Origin of the sequence: Pseudomonas vanderleydeniana, from assembly GCF_014268755.2 — a bacterium.
Taxonomy (GTDB): domain Bacteria; phylum Pseudomonadota; class Gammaproteobacteria; order Pseudomonadales; family Pseudomonadaceae; genus Aquipseudomonas; species Aquipseudomonas vanderleydeniana.
Map to the genome: position 1 here is coordinate 841,796 of NZ_CP077093.1, position 17,505 is coordinate 859,300.

The window sequence follows — 17,505 nt, forward strand, 5'->3', positions numbered from 1 at the left end:
GATGAATACCGCGTGAGCTCTTCGCTAGCCGGCATCGGCATGGACTCCAGTCCCTCCCAGTTTTTCGCCCGCCAGCGCATCGCCAGCCAGGTCGACCTGCCCAAGCTGTTCGCCGCGATCGATGCCGATCCCGGTATTGTTGGTGCGGGTGTCGTGTATATCGATGCCGAATTCAACGTAGTGACCCTGCGCGAGTTCCAGCCGATCTGCAGCATCAAGCCCAAGCGGGTGATCCTGCGTGAGGCACAGAAATACATCGCGCCGAAGCAGTTCGCCCAGCAGGTGCAGGACAACCCCCGGGAGTCGCGGTTGGTCAGCGAGGCGATCAACACCAGCCTCTCGTGTGCCGGTGCGGTGATCGGTTGGGTCGTGGTGCTTAGTGGTTCGGTGGCGGTGCCGTTTTCGGCCGGGGCCAGTTCGGTACTGGTTGCCATCGGCTATACCGCCGCGACCGCGAGTACCGCGCAGTGCATCGTCGGAGGCTATCGCACGGTCAACGAGGTGACCAACCCGGCACGTAACGACTACCTCGACAGTGAAGCCTGGTACCAGTACACCTCGATTGCTCTGGACGCTGCTTCGCTGTTGGGTGTCGGCGCTTCCGCGCTGACTTCCATCAAGCTGGTGCGCATCACCAAGGCCACCACCGGTAAGAGCGTTCGTGACGTGCTACGCGGGCTCAATCGCCAGGAGCGGGCCAAGTTGACCAAGGAATTGTTAAGTATCAACGACCCACGGCTGACGCCGAAGATGCTCAAGCTGAAACAGTTGGCCGGTGATCTGCCCAAGCGTTTCACTCCCACCGAGCTGCGCCACGCCACTGTCACCCAGATCAAGGATTCGCTGGGCGCGGCAATCGGGCTGACCGGCAGTGCCTTGTCCGGCAACGTGAAAACCATTGCGGTGGGGCTTTACGAGGAGATCGAGGAGTAATGGAGACGTTGAGCCTGCGGCGCTTTCTGGCGCACTACTTCCCGACGTTCATCGGTGGGTTCTTTGCGGCAGTGGTGTCCATCTCATGCGGTGTCCCGTTGGTGGGCGATCATTACTTTCCTACGGCTACGTTGGGTCAGGTCGCAACCGGCATGTACATCGCCTGCATGGCTCTCGGATTGGTAGTTGTCCATTGCAACTTCATGATAGTGCGTGGCTATCCCCAGTGGGTTCGAGGGCTGGTGCTGGTGTTTGTGGTCTGTTTTCTGAGCGTGTTGCCAACCATCACGTCCCATCCTCACCGGGTCATTTACGCCTTGGCGATTTTTGCGCCGCTGTTGGGCGTATTGCTCCTCAATAGCAAACGACACCGAGAGATGCGAGAACGCCTGGTGGAAATCCGCAAGCAACGCGAAAGCCTGCGCCGTACCCTGCCGAGACGGCGCTAGCCGTTGCGTAGCCGCAGGAAGGGGGAGGGCATTTGGGGCTCAGCGCTCGCGAACAGGCGTTTCGCAGGTGCCGCTGGCACCACAGGCATAGGCGGCGAGCAAACTGTACAGCAGGCTGTCGATGGACATGACGTGGACTCCAATCAGTGACGATGGACTAATGTTAGGCCGCGTCGGTTCGGCTGGCTGGTTGATTGTATCCATCGGTGTGATAGCCTAGGATTGTATACAATTTCTTGATCCAGATCATGGGAATGCCGCCTGGGTTCAGGCAGTCTTCCTGCATTGATCCGCCAATTTCATACCCTGCCTTGGAGATTCACGATGTTTGCCAAAGTTGTCGCGGTATCCCTGCTGGCCCTCGCCAGCGGCCAGGTGTTCGCAGCCGAGTGTAAAACCACTATCGATTCCACCGATCAGATGTCCTTCAACACCAAGGCCATCGAGATCGACAAGAGCTGCAAGACCTTCACCGTCGAGCTGACCCACGGTGGCAGCCTGCCGAAGAACGTCATGGGCCATAACTGGGTGCTGAGCAAGGAAGCCGACATGCAGCCGATCGCGTCGGACGGCATTTCCGCCGGTATCGACAAGAACTACCTGAAAGACGGTGATACCCGTGTTATCGCCCACACCAAGATCATCGGTGCCGGCGAGAAAGACTCGGTGACCTTCGACGTATCGAAGCTCAGTGCTTCCGAGAAGTACGGCTTCTTCTGCTCGTTCCCAGGCCACATCTCGATGATGAAAGGCACCGTCACCCTCAAGTGATGGCCTTCACCTGGTCCCGCCTCGTGCGGGATCAGGACGCTTCGTTTTTCCTCAGCTCCAGCCGAATCCTCTTCCCCTCCAGTTCCTGCCGGCTGAATACCCCGCCCAACTGCTTGCGCTTGTAGTCGTTGCCCAATGCCTGCCACTGCTCGTCGACGCTGTAGCAGTTCAGGCTTTTCTGCGGTTCCAGTCCTGCCGGTGTGCTGTGCAATTGCCAGTCGCACAGGCCGCGATAGTGTTTTTCCCCCGATGACGGAAACCCCGAGACACCTTTGCGCAGGTCGTCGCGCAGGGTGATCGCGCCGCTGCTGGTGATGCTGCGCTGTTGATTGTCCTGGCCATAGAAGGCCTCGGTCTCGAAGCTGATTTCGCTCAGGTGGAGCTTGCAGTCGGGCAGCTCGTAGCCGATGGGCACGGTGAAGTCGAACGTCCGCGGTGCGTCCAGCGGCAGCGTGTCGAAATGCAGGGTCGGATGCTGGTAGGGGCAACTGTCCTGGAGGTTGCCGGGCGTGTAGCGGGCGCTGGCGTGCAGGGCTGTCTGGATCGGCATGCTGCCGCTGAGGATGAAGTGTTCCTTGCTGGGCTGGCCGTTGGCCGGGCGCTCGGGCTGCCGGGTGGCGATGGCGACCCAGCACAGGCAGGCGACCACTCCGAACAACGGGATGATCCAGGGGCGCTGGAGGAGTGGGGTGGTTCGGATATGGGGAGGCTTTTGCTTGAGCAACATCGGCAGCAGTCCTGGCCAACAGGGGAGGGCGAAGACTGCGCCGTCGTTATGAGGGGCTCAACAGTTACCGAGAAAAACAGAAAAGTCCTACGGCAAACTGGCCGGGATCAGGCCTTTGAGGCCGTCACCCTGAGCCCCCCGGGGGTTACGGCGCGAATGGCATTTCGCGCTTGTGGTGGGTCTTCTCGTAGGTCCGGCAGATGATGTCGAAGGCTTCCTGGCGTACCGGCTGGCCGTGCAGGAAGGCGTCGATCTCGACATAGGTCACGCCGTGGGATGCCTCGTCCGGCTTACCGGGAGCGAGGTCCTCCAGATCGGCGGTCGGTACCTTTTCCACCAGCGACTCGGGGGCGCCGAAGCTGCGTGCGATCGCCCGGACCTGGTTCTTCACCAGGCCGCTCAGGGGCGCGAGGTCGCAGGCACCATCACCGAACTTGGTGAAGAAACCCATCACCGCCTCGGCCGCGTGGTCGGTACCGATCACCAGGCCGTTGGCGGCACCGGCGATGGTGTACTGGGCAACCATGCGCATCCGCGCCTTGGTGTTGCCGAGCACGAAGTCCCGCGAGACGGTGGCCTTGCCTTCGAACGCCGCGACTTGCGCCGCCAGTGCCTTGACTGCCGGGCCGATGTTCACGGTATGGCGTTCATCGGGGTTGATGAAGTCCACCGAGGCGGTGGCCTCATGTTCGTCGAACTGGACTTCGTAGGGCAGGCGCACCGCGATGAAGCGGTACTGCTCGTCACCGGTGCGCTCGCGCAGTTCGCGCACGGCGCGCTGGGCCAGCAGGCCGGCGGTCAGCGAGTCGACGCCGCCACTGATGCCCAGCACCAGGCTCTTGAGACCCGAGTTCTGCAAGCAGTCCTGGATAAAGGTGATGCGCCGGGCCACCTCGGCCTCGAGAGCGGCCTGGTCGGCGAACGGTGGCTGGACCTTGAGCTGTTCGGCAATCTGGCGCTGTACGGCTTGCATGATTCACTCCTTGCGTAGGATTCGGTCGAAAACGGATTAATCGGCTACCCGGAACACATGACGCAGGTAGGAGACGAAGTTCGGGTCCTTGCACTGGGCCTTGCCCGGCTCATCGGAAATCTTCGCCACGGGCTGGCCGTTGCAGGCGGTCATTTTAAGCACGATGCTCATCGGTTCCACCCCGGGAATGTCGCAGGTGAGGTTGGTGCCGATGCCGAAGCTGACATTGATCCGACCGCGCAGCGCCCGGAATATCTCCAGGGCCTTGGGCAGATTGAGGCTGTCGGAGAACACCAGGGTCTTGCTCATCGGGTCGATGCCCAGCTGGTGGTAACGGGCTATGCATTTTTCGCCCCACTGTACCGGGTCGCCCGAGTCATGGCGCAGGCCGTCGAACAGCTTGGCGAAGTACAGGTCGAAATCCTTCAGGAAGGCGTCGGTGGTGATGCAGTCGGTCAGCGCGATCCCCAGCAGGCCGCGGTACTCGCGGACCCAGCAGTCGAGCGCGGCGATCTGGCTGTCGATCAGTCGCGGGCCGAGTTGCTGGTGGGCCATGATCCATTCGTGGGCCATGGTGCCCAGGGGTTTCATGTCGAACTCGCGGGCCAGGTGCACGTTGCTGGTGCCGACGAAGCGCCCCGGGAAGTCATGCTTGAGCACGCTCACCACTTCCTCCTGGACCCGGTAGGAGAAGCGCCGGCGGGTGCCGAAGTCGGCGACCTGCAGGTGCGCCAGCTCATCGGCGCTGGCGTTGGCGGTCAGCCAGTCGAACTTGCGGTACAGCTGCTCGCGGGCCTGGTTCAACTCGGTTTCCTGGTAGCGATAGCGGTTGCGCACTTCGCTGACGATTGCCAGCAGTGGTACCTCGAACAGGATCACATGCAGCCACGGGCCGCGCAGGCGGATGAACAGCTCGCCGTTTTCGATGCCGGTGTGCACGTAGCGCAGGTTGAAACGGAACAGGCCGAGGAAGCGCAGGAAGTCCGGCTTGAGAAAACTGATGCGCTCGAGAAATCCCAGCTGGTCCGCGCTCAGGCTCAGCTCGGCGAGACGCTCGATCTGGTAGCGGATTTCCGCCAGGTACGGCTGCAGGTCCTCGCTGTTGCGGCAGCGGAAGTCCCATTCGACTTCGACGTTGGGGTAGTTGTGCAGTACCGCCTGCATCATCGTCAGCTTGTAGAAGTCGGTGTCGAGCAGGTTCTGCACGATGCGATCGCCAAAGGCCTTATCGCTCATAACGGGTGTCTCCATGCCGGTCGACGCTCCGGCAGCTTTTGGGTGAATGGCGCTAGTGGCGCATATCAGGGGGCGGTTTTACCAGCGATTTCTGTTGATCCTGTGGGCTTCTTCGCGGGCCAGCCTCAATGGCTGGCAGGCTATCAAGGCTGCGCCGGACTGTTGATCTGCTCCTGCATCCAATGCACGAAACTCTTCACCTTGGGCACTTCCGCCGAATGCTCCGGGTACGCCAGGTAATAGGCGTCATGGCTGGGCATCGCATGCTGCCAGGGGATCACCAGCTTGCCGTCGGCCAGTTCCTCCTCCACCAGGAAACGCGGCAGCAGGGCCACGCCACAGCCGACCTGCGCCGCACGGATACACATGTAGAAGGTCTCGAAGCGCGGCCCGTGATAGCTGTGTTCGGTGTGATAGCCCTGGCTGTCGAACCACTCGTGCCAGGCCTGGGGGCGCGAAGCGTTCTGCAGCAGGACCAGCTCGCTCAGTTGCGTCGGGTCTTCCAGGGGGTGTTCGGAGAGGCTGGCGGGGGCGCAGACCGGTACCAGTTCCTCGCCGAACAGCTTCAGGCACTCGGTGCCCGGGCGTGAACCCTGGCCGAAGTAGAACGCCAGGTCGCTGTGCCCTTGCAACAGGTCCTCGGCCTCCTGTTCGCTGCGCAGGTCCAGGTGAATATGCGGATGGCGCAGGCGCCAGCCCTTGAGGCGGGGCACCAACCAGCGGGCACCGAACGTCGGCGGCGTGGAGACCCGCAGGACCTCGGTTTCGCCGCCGTAGGAGCGCAGGTAATGGGTCGACATCTCCATCTGCGTGAGGATCTTTCGCACTTCCACCAGATACAGGTCTCCGGCCGGCGTCAGTTGCAGGCGGCGACGCACCCGACGGAACAGCAGGTGCTGGAGCAGTTCTTCGAGCTGCGCGACCTGTTTGCTGACTGCGCTCTGGGTCAGGTTCAGTTCCTCTGCCGCACGGGTGAAGCTCAGGTGGCGGGTGACGGCCTCGAAACACTGCAGGGCGGTGATCGAGGGCAGGTGTCTTTTATTCAGCATGGACGGGCCTTTTCTTCTGTTTCTTGCGCAGCATGAATAAACGGAATGATATCTCGCCTAATCATCGTTTGTTGCCAACTCTTAACACCGCTACAACTAGGGTTCCGATTCCCGTTTGCAGGAGTGATCCCATGGTTGCCGCATTGCTCGATCGTCTTGGTGTTGACCCGGCGCTGTATCAACAGGGCCGGCAGCCCGTGCATTCGCCAATCGACGGCAGCCGCATTGGCGCCGTGAACTGGCAGGGCCCGGCCGAGGTCGAGCAGCAGGTCGGTCGCGCCGAACGGGCCTTCGAGGCCTGGCGCAAGGTGCCGGCACCGCGCCGTGGCGAGCTGGTGCGGCAGTTCGGCGAACTGTTGCGCCAGTACAAGGCCGACCTCGGCGAGCTGGTCTCCTGGGAAGCGGGCAAGATCACCCAGGAAGGCCTGGGCGAAGTCCAGGAGATGATCGACATCTGCGACTTCGCGGTCGGCCTGTCCCGTCAGTTGTATGGCCTGACCATCGCCTCCGAGCGCCCTGGCCACCACATGCGTGAAACCTGGCACCCGCTGGGCGTGGTCGGGGTGATCAGCGCCTTCAACTTCCCGGTCGCGGTCTGGGCCTGGAACACCACGCTGGCGCTGGTCTGCGGCAACCCGGTGATCTGGAAGCCCTCGGAAAAGACCCCGCTGACCGCGCTGGCCTGCCAGGCGCTGTTCGACCGCGTGCTGAAAAATTTCAGTGATGCGCCACCGTACCTCAGCCAGGTCATCATCGGTGGTCGTGACGCGGGCGAGGCGCTGGTCGACGACCCGCGCGTGGCCCTGATCAGCGCCACCGGCAGCACCCGGATGGGGCGCGAGGTGGCGCCCAAGGTTGCCGCCCGCTTTGCCCGGAGCATTCTGGAACTGGGCGGCAACAATGCGATGATCCTCGGCCCCAGCGCCGATCTGGACATGGCCGTGCGTGCCATCCTGTTCAGCGCCGTCGGCACCGCCGGCCAGCGTTGCACCACCCTGCGCCGGCTGATCGCCCACGAGTCGGTCAAGGACGAGATTGTCATCCGGCTCAAGGCGGCCTACGCCAAGGTCCGTATCGGTCATCCGCTGGAAGGCAACCTGATCGGTCCGCTGATCGACAAGCACAGCTTCGATGCGATGCAGGACGCCCTCGAGCAGGCGCTGAGCGAAGGCGGTCGGGTATTCGGTGGCCAGCGCCAGTTGCAGGACCAGTTCCCCAACGCCTATTACGTCTCGCCGGCGATCGTCGAGATGCCCGAGCAGAGCGATGTCGTCCGCCATGAAACCTTTGCGCCGATTCTCTATGTGATCGGCTACAGCGACTTCGCCGAGGCCCTGCGCCTGAACAATGCGGTGCCGCAAGGATTGTCGTCGTGCATCTTCACCACCGACGTGCGCGAGGCCGAGCTGTTCATGTCGGCGGTGGGCAGCGACTGTGGCATTGCCAACGTCAACATCGGCCCCAGCGGTGCGGAGATCGGTGGCGCGTTCGGTGGCGAAAAGGAGACCGGCGGTGGTCGTGAGTCGGGCTCCGATGCCTGGCGCGGCTACATGCGGCGCCAGACCAACACCGTCAACTACTCGCTGGAACTGCCATTGGCCCAGGGCATCGTCTTCGACTGACACTGACGTCGGGTAGCCTTGTGGCAAGGGGGCTTGCCCCCGTTGGGCTGCGAAGCGGCCCTGAAATCGGTACTCGCGTGTATCGGGATGCAGGCGAGTACTGGCCTGCGACTGCTTCGCCGTCGAACGGGGGCAAGCCCCCTCGCCACATTCAGGTGGCTGTTGGGTTTCGTTTTTGGAGTCTGGCAATGGCGTTACGTGAAGAGTGTCTCTGGGAAAAACTGACGCCGCAGCGGCCTGAAGCGCCGCGTTTCAAGGGCGAGCTGAGTGTCGATGTCTGTGTCATCGGCGCCGGCATCACCGGCTTGTCGGCGGCCATCCATCTGCGAGAGCAGGGCAAGAGCGTCTGCGTGCTGGAGGCCCACCGCGCCGGGCATGGTGGTTCCGGGCGTAACGTCGGGCTGGTCAATGCCGGGCTGTGGATTGCTCCAGACGACATCGAGGCCGGCTTCGGCGAGGCTGTCGGCAGCCAGCTCAACCGTATGCTCGGTGCCGCCCCGGCACTGGTGTTCAGCCTGGTCGACAAGTACGGCATCGATTGCCAGCTGCGCCGCGAGGGCACCCTGCACATGGCCCACAACGCCCGCGGCGAGGCTGACCTGCGCAGTCGTGAAGCTCAATGGAAGCGTCGCGGTGCCCCGGTCGAACTGCTGACCGGCAGCGCCTGCGAAGCCGCCACCGGTACACGCCGGATCGCCGCCGCCTTGCTCGACCGGCGGGCCGGCACCCTCAACCCGATGGCCTACACCTCGGGCCTGGCCAAGGCTGCCGCGGGGCTCGGAGCACAACTGTTCGACCAGTCTCCAGTCACCCGGCTGGAGCGCCAGGGCCAGCGCTGGTCGGTGCAGACGGCTGATGGCGCGGTCAGCGCCGAGCAGGTGGTGATGGCATCCAATGCCTACACCGAGGGCGAGTGGACCGAACTGCGGCGCAACTTTTTCCCGGGCTACTACTACCAGGTCGCCTCCGCTCCGCTCGACGATGATGCGGCGAGGCGGATCCTGCCGGGTGGCCAGGGTTCCTGGGATACCCGCCAGGTGCTCAGCAGCATTCGCCGCGATGCCGACGGCCGCCTGCTGCTCGGTAGCCTGGGCAACGGCAACCAGAAACCCGCCTGGTTCCTGCGGGCCTGGGCCGACCGGGTCCAGCAGCACTATTTCCCCTACCTGCAAAAGGTCGACTGGGAGTGCACCTGGACGGGATGCATCGCCTTTACCCCCGACCACCTGATGCGCCTGTTCGAGCCGGCGCCAGGGCTGGTGGCCGTCACGGGCTACAACGGGCGGGGTGTCACGACCGGCACGGTGGTCGGCAAGGCGTTCGCCGACTACCTGTGTAACGGAAATCCTCAGGCCCTGCCGATTCCCTTCGCCCCCATGCGGCCGGTGCCGGCGGTAGGCTTGCGCAGTTGTCTATACGAGGTCGGATTTTCGCTGTATCACGCGGGCCAGTGCCTGCGGATCGTCATTTGATACAACAAAAGCGCCAATCCGGACGGCGCTTTTACCTGATACGGCTAGCCTATATGGTGCGCGATGTAGCAGTCGTGCACTGTGAGTGTGCACTTCGGTGACGCACGTTGTTACAGGGCGGTTGCACGCGTATGTGTGTCGTGGTTGCAGTAGTGGCACTCGAAGGTTGCACCTTTTTTTAAAAAGGGTTCTACCTTCAGCGGATTAGACGGTTGCACGCCCAGTTAAAAAGGGCTCGAAACAGTCCAGAAAACAACAAGACAGCGACTTTTTTCAGAACAAAAAACCGATGGCACGCCCCTTGCTCTGAGCATTCAGTGAAGTCGCAGTGCCAAACTAAAAAAACTTGGAGCACCACCTCATGTCCCAGAAGTTTTACAAAAAAGGCTTTGTCGCCCTCGCAGTGGCTGCTGCGCTGGGTGTTTCTGCGTTTGCTCAGGCTGATCTGAAAATCGGTGTTGCCGGTCCCATGACCGGTGCCAACGCGGCGTTTGGCGAGCAGTACATGAAAGGGGCACAGGCTGCAGCGGATGTGATCAACGCGGCCGGTGGGGTGAATGGGGAGAAGATCGTCCTGGTCAAGGGTGACGATGCATGCGAGCCGAAGCAGGCGGTGACGGTCGCCAAGGACCTGTCCAACCAGAAGGTGGCCGGTGTCGTCGGGCACTTCTGCTCGTCGTCGACCATCCCGGCGTCGGAAGTCTATGACGAAGCCGGCATCATCGCGATCACGCCCGGCTCGACCAACCCGCAGGTCACCGAGCGCGGCCTGTCGGCGATGTTCCGCATGTGCGGCCGTGACGACCAGCAGGGCATCGTCGCCGGCGACTACATCGTCGACGTGCTCAAGGGCAAGAAGGTCGCCGTGATCCACGACAAGGACACCTACGGCCAGGGCCTGGCCGATGCGACCAAGGCACAGTTGATCAAGCGCGGCGTGACCCCGGTGATCTACGAGGGCCTGACCCGTGGCGAGAAGGACTTCAGCGCCCTGGTGACCAAGATCCGTGCTGCTGGCGCCGACGTGGTCTACTTCGGTGGCCTGCATCCGGAAGCCGGTCCGCTGGTCAAGCAACTGCGTACCGAAGGCCTGAAGGACGTCAAGTTCATGTCCGACGACGGTGTGGTGACCGACGAACTGGTGACCACCGCTGGCGGTCCGCAATACGTCGACGGCGTCTACATGACCTTTGGCGCCGACCCACGCCTGCTGCCGGACAGCAAGGCGGTGGTCGAGCAATTCCGCAAGAACGGCACCGAGCCTGAAGGCTACACCCTGTACGCCTATGCTTCGATCCAGGCCCTGGCCGCCGGCTTCACCGGTGCCAAGTCCAACAAGGGCGAAGACGCCGCCAAGTGGCTCAAGTCGCATCCGGTCAAGACCGTCATGGGCGAGAAGGCCTGGGACAGCAAGGGTGACCTGAAGGTCTCCGACTACGTGGTCTACCAGTGGGACGCGAGCGGCAAATACCACCAGCTGGAAAAACAGAAGTGACATGAACCGGACGGCCGGCACTACGAGTGCGGGCCGTCCGCCACGCGTGTCCGTGCAGTTACCTGTCTTTTCTCGTAGAACTGCACATGGCTGTGCTGCGACGGCGGTTGAACCCCGGTCCGTCGCGGTGCGCTTCTGTGCAGTCTCTCAACGTGCGTGAGATTGCGTTATGGATGGTATTTTCCTGCAGCAACTGGTCAATGGCCTGACCCTCGGGTCGGTCTATGGCCTGATCGCCATCGGCTACACAATGGTCTATGGCATCATCGGCATGATCAACTTCGCCCATGGCGAGGTTTACATGATTTCCGCCTACCTCTCGGCAATCAGTCTGGCCCTGCTGGCCTATTTCGGTATCGAATCCTTCCCGCTGCTGATGCTCGGCACGCTGTTGTTCACCATCGTCGTCACCGGCGTGTATGGCTGGACCATCGAGCGTATCGCCTACAAGCCGCTGCGCAACTCCACCCGCCTGGCGCCGCTGATCAGTGCCATCGGCATCTCGCTGATCCTGCAGAACTACGCGCAGATCAGCCAGGGCGCCAAGCAGCAGGGCGTGCCCACGCTGCTCACCGGTGCCTGGCGCATCGACGTCGGCAGCGGCTTCGTCCAGCTCACCTACACCAAGGTGTTCATCCTGGTGGCCGCGTTCGTCGGCATGGGCGTGCTGACCTACATCATCAAGTACACCAAGCTGGGGCGCATGTGCCGGGCCACCCAGCAGGACCGCAAGATGGCCTCGATCCTGGGGATCAATACCGACCGGATCATTTCCTATGTGTTCGTCATCGGCGCGGCCATGGCGGCCCTGGCCGGTGTGCTGATCACCATGAACTACGGCACCTTCGACTTCTACGCCGGCTTCGTCATCGGCATCAAGGCGTTCACCGCGGCGGTGCTTGGCGGCATCGGTTCACTGCCGGGAGCGATGCTGGGCGGGATCATCCTCGGGATTTCCGAGTCGCTGTTCTCCGGGTTGGTCAACTCGGACTATAAGGACGTGTTCAGCTTCTCGCTGCTGGTCCTGGTCCTGGTCTTTCGGCCGCAAGGCCTGCTCGGCCGTCCTCTTGTGTCGAAGGTGTAAGCCATGTCCACTGCCACTGAAAAATCGCTCGATATCAAAAAAAGCCTGGTGGATGCCATTCTTGCCGGCCTGATCGCCCTGATCGTCTTCGGCCCGATCGTCGGGGTCGTCCTCGAGGGCTACAGCTTCAACCTGGAACCCAAGCGTGTCGCCCTGCTGGTGGCGATCGTGATGCTCGGTCGCTTCATCCTGAGCCTCTACCTGCAAACCTCGAAAGGGCAGCGGCTGCTCGACAGCTTCGAAGGGGGCGGTTCGGGGGTGCATGTGCTGGCACCGGACTACAAGTCGCGCCTGCGCTGGATCATCCCGATCATGATCGCCATCGCGGTGATCTTCCCGGTGTTCGCCAACTCCTACCTGCTGGGCGTGGTGATTCTCGGCCTGATCTACGTGCTGCTCGGCCTTGGGTTGAACATTGTGGTGGGCCTGGCGGGGCTGCTCGACCTTGGCTACGTGGCGTTCTACGCCATCGGTGCCTATGGCCTGGCCCTGGGTTATCAATACCTCGGCCTCGGCTTCTGGACCGTGCTGCCGCTGGCGGCCATCTGCGCGGCCCTGGCCGGTTGCATACTGGGCTTCCCGGTGTTGCGCCTGCATGGTGACTACCTGGCGATCGTGACCCTCGGCTTTGGCGAGATCATTCGCCTGGTGCTCAACAACTGGCTGTCGCTGACCGGCGGCCCGAACGGCATGCCGGCGCCGCTGCCGACCTTCTTCGGCCTGGAGTTCGGCAAGCGGGCGAAGGACGGCGGGGTGCCGTTCCACGAATTCTTCGGTCTCGCCTACAACCCGGACGTGAAGTTCTACTTCATCTACACCGTGCTGTTCCTGGTGGTGCTGGCGGTGCTCTACATCAAGCACCGGCTGACCCGCATGCCGGTTGGCCGGGCCTGGGAAGCCCTGCGTGAAGACGAGATCGCCTGCCGTGCCATGGGCCTGAACCATGTGCTGGTCAAGCTTTCGGCGTTCACCCTCGGTGCATCGACAGCGGGCCTGGCCGGGGTGTTCTTCGCCACCTACCAGGGCTTCGTCAACCCGACCTCGTTCACCTTCTTCGAGTCGGCGCTGATTCTTGCCATCGTCGTGCTCGGTGGCATGGGCTCGACCATTGGCGTGGTCATCGCCGCATTCGTGCTGACCGTCGCCCCGGAACTGCTGCGCAGCTTCGCCGAATACCGGGTGCTGCTGTTCGGCGTATTGATGGTGTTGATGATGATCTGGCGCCCGCGTGGCCTGATCCGTATCAGCCGTACCGGGGTTGCCCCGCGTAAAGGTGCCTTGCACGAGGGAGCCGCGCAATGAACGATGAAATCATTCTCTCGGTCGAGAAACTGATGATGCACTTCGGAGGGATCAAGGCCCTCAGCGACGTCAGCCTGCAGGTCAAGCGCAACTCGATCTTCGCCCTGATCGGCCCCAACGGTGCCGGCAAGACCACCGTGTTCAACTGCCTGACCGGTTTCTACAAGGCGTCCGGCGGCACCATCGAACTCAATACCCGTGGCCGGGTGACCAACGTCATCCAGCTGTTGGGCGAGTCGTTCCGGGCCAGCGACTTCGTTTCGCCGAAGAACTTCGCCAGCCGCCTGTACTACAAGATGTTCGGTGGTACCCACTTGGTGAACCGGGCGGGGCTGGCGCGGACGTTCCAGAACATTCGCCTGTTCAAGGAAATGTCGGTGCTGGAGAACCTGCTGGTGGCCCAGCACATGTGGGTCAATCGCAACCTGCTGGCCGGCATCCTCAATACCAAGGGCTATCGCAAGGCCGAGAGCGATGCGCTGGACACCGCGTTCTACTGGCTGGAGGTGGTCGACCTGGTGGACTGCGCCAACCGCCTGGCCGGTGAGCTTTCCTATGGCCAGCAGCGCCGCCTGGAAATCGCCCGGGCCATGTGCACGCGCCCGCAGGTCATCTGCCTCGACGAGCCGGCAGCCGGCCTCAACCCCCAGGAAACCGAAGCGCTGAGCGCGATGATCCGGCTGCTGCGTGACGAGCATGATCTGACCGTGGTGCTGATCGAACACGACATGGGCATGGTGATGAGCATTTCCGACCACATCGTGGTATTGGACCACGGCAACGTGATCGCCCAGGGCGGGCCCGAGGCGATCCGCAACGACCCGAAAGTGATCGCGGCCTACCTGGGTGCGGATGAAGAGGAGCTGGTATGAGTCAGTCTATCCTCGAACTGAAGAACCTGGACGTGTACTACGGCCCGATCCAGGCCCTGAAGAAGGTCTCGCTGCACATCGACGAAGGCGAAACCGTCAGCCTGATCGGCTCCAACGGTGCCGGCAAGTCGACGCTGCTGATGTCGATCTTCGGCCAGCCGCGGGCGGCCTCCGGGCAGATCATCTACCGTGGCGTCGACATTACCCACAAGTCGTCGCACTACATCGCCTCCAACGGTATCGCCCAGTCGCCGGAAGGCCGCCGGGTGTTCCCCGACATGACCGTGGAAGAGAACCTGCTGATGGGCACCATCCCCATTGGCGACCAGTTCGCCAGCGAGGACATGCAACGCATGTTCGAGCTGTTTCCACGACTCAAGGAGCGGCGCAACCAGCGGGCCATGACCATGTCCGGCGGCGAACAGCAGATGCTCGCCATCGCCCGGGCGCTGATGAGCCGGCCCAAGCTGCTGTTGCTCGATGAGCCGAGCCTGGGCCTGGCGCCGATCGTGGTGAAGCAGATCTTTGCCACCTTGCGCGAGCTGGCGGCCTCGGGGATGACCATCTTCCTGGTCGAGCAGAACGCCAACCATGCGCTCAAGCTCTCGGACCGGGCCTACGTGATGGTCAACGGGCAGATTCGCCTGAGCGGCACCGGCAAGGAACTGCTGGCCAACGAGGAGGTGCGCAACGCCTACCTGGGCGGTCACTGATCCCCCGAGGGTCTATCCACAGGAACGCCCCGTGACCTTGTCGGTCCGGGGCGTTTTTCATATCCACAGAGCGGCGGTGAAATTGTGGAAAACGCAGTTGAAAACTTCGTGGGGTGCGACATGAAACCGCTGCAACCGGTTGTTTTGTCACCGTTTTGACTTGTCCCCGTTTGCTGTGGAATCGGCTGTGGGTAACGTGGGAGTAGCTGGCTGGAAGCCTTGTGGAACGTGGCTTTCAAGGCTTTGTACGTTTTTTGATCAGTCGATTTTCAGCAAGCTCGCGGCGCATTTGTCAACAGGTTTGTGGATGCGCCGGGTGTCTTTGAATCAATAGGGACAGCCTGTGGATAACTCTGTGGGCAAACTCTGGAAAGACCGCTATGAGCGGCGTGGCTGCTGGCTTGGAGCCATCCCGCGAAAGTCCACAGCTTGGCTCTGGCATCCGGTTGCGGCACATGGGCTTGTTCGAGGTCAAGCAAAAAACTTTCAGAACCGCGCTGCAGGCCTTGTGGATAGCGGGCTGGCGCTTTTCGACTTGCCCCCAGAGATTGTGGAAGGGGCTGTGGATAAGGTGCGTACAGCAGGCGCCAGGCCACGTCTGGCCTGGGCTGCAGGTATTTGAACGTTTTTTGCACAGTCTGCTGTCGAAGCGTGCGACACAGTTGCTGGCCTCCGCCGGGCCGGGCATGCTGGGCGGAGAACGACTTTATTTCATGCTGTAACCGAGTCTAGCTAGGAGAACACGATGACATCCACGCTGTTTATCACGGGCGCCACTTCCGGTTTTGGCGAGGCCTGTGCCCGTCGCTTTGCCGAGGCCGGTTGGAAACTGGTACTGACCGGGCGTCGCGAAGAGCGTCTGAATGCCCTGTGCGCCGAGCTTTCCAAGCAGACCGAAGTGCATGGCCTGGTGCTCGACGTGCGTGACCGCAAGGCCATGGAAGCCGCCATCGCCAACCTGCCACCGAGCTTCGCCAAGCTGCGCGGGCTGATCAACAACGCCGGCCTGGCCCTGGGCGTCGACCCGGCGCCCAAGTGCAGCCTGGACGACTGGGACACCATGGTCGACACCAACATCAAGGGCCTGATGTACAGCACCCGCCTGTTGCTGCCGCGCCTGATCGCCCATGGCCGTGGCGCCAGCATCGTCAACGTCGGCTCGATCGCCGGCAAGTACCCGTACCCCGGCAGCCATGTGTATGGCGCGAGCAAGGCGTTCGTCAAACAGTTCTCCCTGAGCCTGCGTTGCGATCTGCAAGGCACGGGCGTGCGCGTGAGCAACATCGAGCCGGGGCTGTGTGAAAGCGAGTTCTCGCTGGTGCGCTTCGGTGGTGACCAGGCACGCTACGACGCGACCTACGCCGGCGCCGAGCCGATCCAGCCGCAAGACATCGCCGAGACCATCTTCTGGGTGCTCAACACGCCAGCCCACGTCAACATCAACAGCCTGGAGCTGATGCCGGTCAGCCAGACCTGGGCCGGCTTCGCGATCGAGCGCGACAAGTCCTGATCCTCAATTCCGTGGCGAGCGGGCTTGCCCGCGTTGGGCCGTGAAGCGGCCCCAACGCCAGCGATCGAGATACACCAGGCACAACGGGTTCGCAGGTAGTGGGGCTGCTTTGCAGCCCAACGCGGGCAAGCCCGCTCGCCACAAGGAGACGCGGTGCGGCTCAGCCCAGGTAGTCGGCCAGCCCGTACAGGCAGGTCGCCAGGTGATAGGGGGTGGTCGACGGCATGTCCGCGCGGCTGACCACGCCCTTCGCATCCAGGCATTCATGCCAGCCGCCGTCATGCATGAAGTGCGTATGCAAGGCCTGGAGCTGGCGCTGCAGGCGCGCCGAGTTATCCACACGCAGCGTCAGGGCCCGCAGGTATTCGGCCTGGGCCCAGATCCGCTGGGTCGCGTCGCGCACCGTGCCATCGAGGGTCAGCATCGCGGCGACGGCCCCGCTGTGCGGGTCGACGCCCACCTGCTCGGCATACGCGAAGCCTTGCTTCAGCGATTGGTGCAGGGCAGTGTCGCGCAACACGGGTGAGGATTCGAGCAGGAACAGCCACTCGAACTGATGGCCCGGCTCGAACCAGTTATCCACAGTGCCCAGCGGCTTCTCCAGCATCACCCCTTGCCGGCGGTCGATAAAGCGCTTCTGCAGGGCCGTGGCGAGGGCCAGCAGGTCACGCTGCACGTCGGCGTCCTCGCGCGCCGCCAGCGTGGCGAGGAACGCTTCGGCCAGATGCATCAGCGGGTTCTGCAGGGGGCCGCTGCCCAGCGACGTCCAATCGCGCTCCAGGTTCGCCTCGTACAGCCCGTCGCCGGTGGCGAAGCGCACGGCGATCACTTCCAGCGCGGCATCGAGTACCGACTCCACCAGCGGTTCGCGCACCTTGGCCCAGTAGTGGGCGCAGGCGAACAGGATGAAGGCGTGAGTGTAGAGGTCCTTGCGGGTATCCAGGGGCGCGCCGTGCGGGTCGATGCTGTAGAACCAGCCACCGTGCTCGGCATCGTGGAAGTGCCGTTGCAGCGAACGGAACAGGGCGGCGGCGCGGGTGGCTGCGTCGGGAAAGGCACGGTCACCGATCAGGCTGGAGAACAGGTACAACTGACGGGCGCAGGCCATAGCGCGATAGCGCTGTGGCGGCAGAGGCTGGTGCCCGGCGTCCAACGCTTCATAGGGCAAGGCCAGCTCGGCATTCCAGCCGGGGCCCTGCCACAGGGGCACGATCACCTGGCGAAAGTGCTGCTGCACGGTCGTGAACAGACTTTTCAGTTCGGGAGTGGCGGCAGAGCTGGAAACATCGGGCATCGG

17 protein-coding genes are annotated in these 17,505 nt (G+C 62.8%); 12 read left to right on the forward strand and 5 right to left on the reverse strand.

Annotation, left to right across the window (positions count from 1 at the left end):
• The first annotated feature begins 12 nt into the window (after positions 1–12).
• The 3 genes from ssp4 (at position 13) to azu (ending at position 2,153) form a co-directional block, all read left to right on the forward strand.
• Entirely contained in the window at positions 13–933 is a 921-nt protein-coding gene (ssp4, locus tag HU752_RS03705) for an Ssp4 family T6SS effector (RefSeq protein WP_186683395.1), read from the forward strand.
• Complete coding sequence (locus HU752_RS03710; RefSeq protein WP_186683397.1) at positions 933–1,382, forward strand: hypothetical protein; 450 nt, start codon at positions 933–935, stop codon at positions 1,380–1,382. Before ssp4 ends, HU752_RS03710 begins: the two co-directional genes overlap by 1 nt.
• Positions 1,383–1,706: 324 nt before the next feature.
• Entirely contained in the window at positions 1,707–2,153 is a 447-nt protein-coding gene (azu, locus tag HU752_RS03715) for an azurin (RefSeq protein WP_186683399.1), read from the forward strand.
• 31 nt (positions 2,154–2,184) lie between these two features.
• Here azu and HU752_RS03720 read toward each other — a convergent pair whose 3' ends face one another.
• From HU752_RS03720 to HU752_RS03735, 4 genes are all read right to left on the reverse strand, one after another.
• Positions 2,185–2,880, reverse strand: coding sequence for a hypothetical protein (locus HU752_RS03720; protein ID WP_186683400.1), 696 nt, complete (start codon positions 2,878–2,880; stop codon positions 2,185–2,187).
• A 145-nt stretch (positions 2,881–3,025) separates the two neighbouring features.
• Positions 3,026–3,853 (reverse strand): NAD(+) synthase, encoded by an 828-nt coding sequence (nadE, locus tag HU752_RS03725; RefSeq protein ID WP_186683402.1) that lies wholly within the window; start codon positions 3,851–3,853, stop codon positions 3,026–3,028.
• A gap of 36 nt (positions 3,854–3,889) precedes the next feature.
• Positions 3,890–5,089, reverse strand: coding sequence for a nicotinate phosphoribosyltransferase (gene pncB, locus HU752_RS03730; RefSeq protein WP_186683404.1), 1,200 nt, complete (start codon positions 5,087–5,089; stop codon positions 3,890–3,892).
• Positions 5,090–5,232: 143 nt separating this feature from the next.
• Positions 5,233–6,138, reverse strand: a complete 906-nt coding sequence (locus HU752_RS03735) for a LysR family transcriptional regulator (RefSeq protein ID WP_186683406.1) — start codon at positions 6,136–6,138, stop codon at positions 5,233–5,235.
• 131 nt (positions 6,139–6,269) lie between these two features.
• On the opposite strand from HU752_RS03735, the gene amaB reads away from it, so the two are divergent.
• The 9 genes from amaB to HU752_RS03780 all read left to right on the forward strand — a co-directional run bounded on the left by amaB (position 6,270) and on the right by HU752_RS03780 (position 16,208).
• Complete coding sequence (amaB, locus tag HU752_RS03740) at positions 6,270–7,760, forward strand: L-piperidine-6-carboxylate dehydrogenase (RefSeq protein ID WP_275959758.1); 1,491 nt, start codon at positions 6,270–6,272, stop codon at positions 7,758–7,760.
• A gap of 188 nt (positions 7,761–7,948) precedes the next feature.
• Complete coding sequence (amaA, locus tag HU752_RS03745) at positions 7,949–9,232, forward strand: L-pipecolate oxidase (protein WP_186683408.1); 1,284 nt, start codon at positions 7,949–7,951, stop codon at positions 9,230–9,232.
• Positions 9,233–9,593: 361 nt separating this feature from the next.
• Positions 9,594–10,727, forward strand: a complete 1,134-nt coding sequence (locus tag HU752_RS03750) for a branched-chain amino acid ABC transporter substrate-binding protein (RefSeq protein WP_186683409.1) — start codon at positions 9,594–9,596, stop codon at positions 10,725–10,727.
• Between the two features lie 169 nt (positions 10,728–10,896).
• On the forward strand, positions 10,897–11,811 hold the full coding sequence (locus HU752_RS03755) for an ABC transporter permease subunit (protein ID WP_186683410.1): 915 nt from the start codon (positions 10,897–10,899) through the stop codon (positions 11,809–11,811).
• Positions 11,812–11,814: 3 nt separating this feature from the next.
• The gene (gene livM, locus HU752_RS03760) at positions 11,815–13,113 is read left to right on the forward strand and encodes a high-affinity branched-chain amino acid ABC transporter permease LivM (protein WP_186683411.1); all 1,299 of its coding nucleotides are present in this window, start codon (positions 11,815–11,817) and stop codon (positions 13,111–13,113) included.
• Positions 13,110–13,985: an ABC transporter ATP-binding protein gene (locus HU752_RS03765; RefSeq protein ID WP_186683412.1), complete on the forward strand. Its 876-nt coding sequence runs from the start codon at positions 13,110–13,112 to the stop codon at positions 13,983–13,985. Before livM ends, HU752_RS03765 begins: the two co-directional genes overlap by 4 nt.
• The gene (locus tag HU752_RS03770; RefSeq protein WP_186683413.1) at positions 13,982–14,698 is read left to right on the forward strand and encodes an ABC transporter ATP-binding protein; all 717 of its coding nucleotides are present in this window, start codon (positions 13,982–13,984) and stop codon (positions 14,696–14,698) included. Before HU752_RS03765 ends, HU752_RS03770 begins: the two co-directional genes overlap by 4 nt.
• A gap of 380 nt (positions 14,699–15,078) precedes the next feature.
• Complete coding sequence (locus tag HU752_RS03775; RefSeq protein ID WP_186683414.1) at positions 15,079–15,420, forward strand: hypothetical protein; 342 nt, start codon at positions 15,079–15,081, stop codon at positions 15,418–15,420.
• Positions 15,421–15,443: 23 nt separating this feature from the next.
• The gene (locus HU752_RS03780) at positions 15,444–16,208 is read left to right on the forward strand and encodes an SDR family oxidoreductase (protein ID WP_186683415.1); all 765 of its coding nucleotides are present in this window, start codon (positions 15,444–15,446) and stop codon (positions 16,206–16,208) included.
• A gap of 160 nt (positions 16,209–16,368) precedes the next feature.
• On the opposite strand, the gene HU752_RS03785 is transcribed toward HU752_RS03780, so the two are convergent.
• On the reverse strand, positions 16,369–17,502 hold the full coding sequence (locus HU752_RS03785) for an AGE family epimerase/isomerase (protein ID WP_186683416.1): 1,134 nt from the start codon (positions 17,500–17,502) through the stop codon (positions 16,369–16,371).
• Positions 17,503–17,505 lie beyond the last annotated feature (3 nt).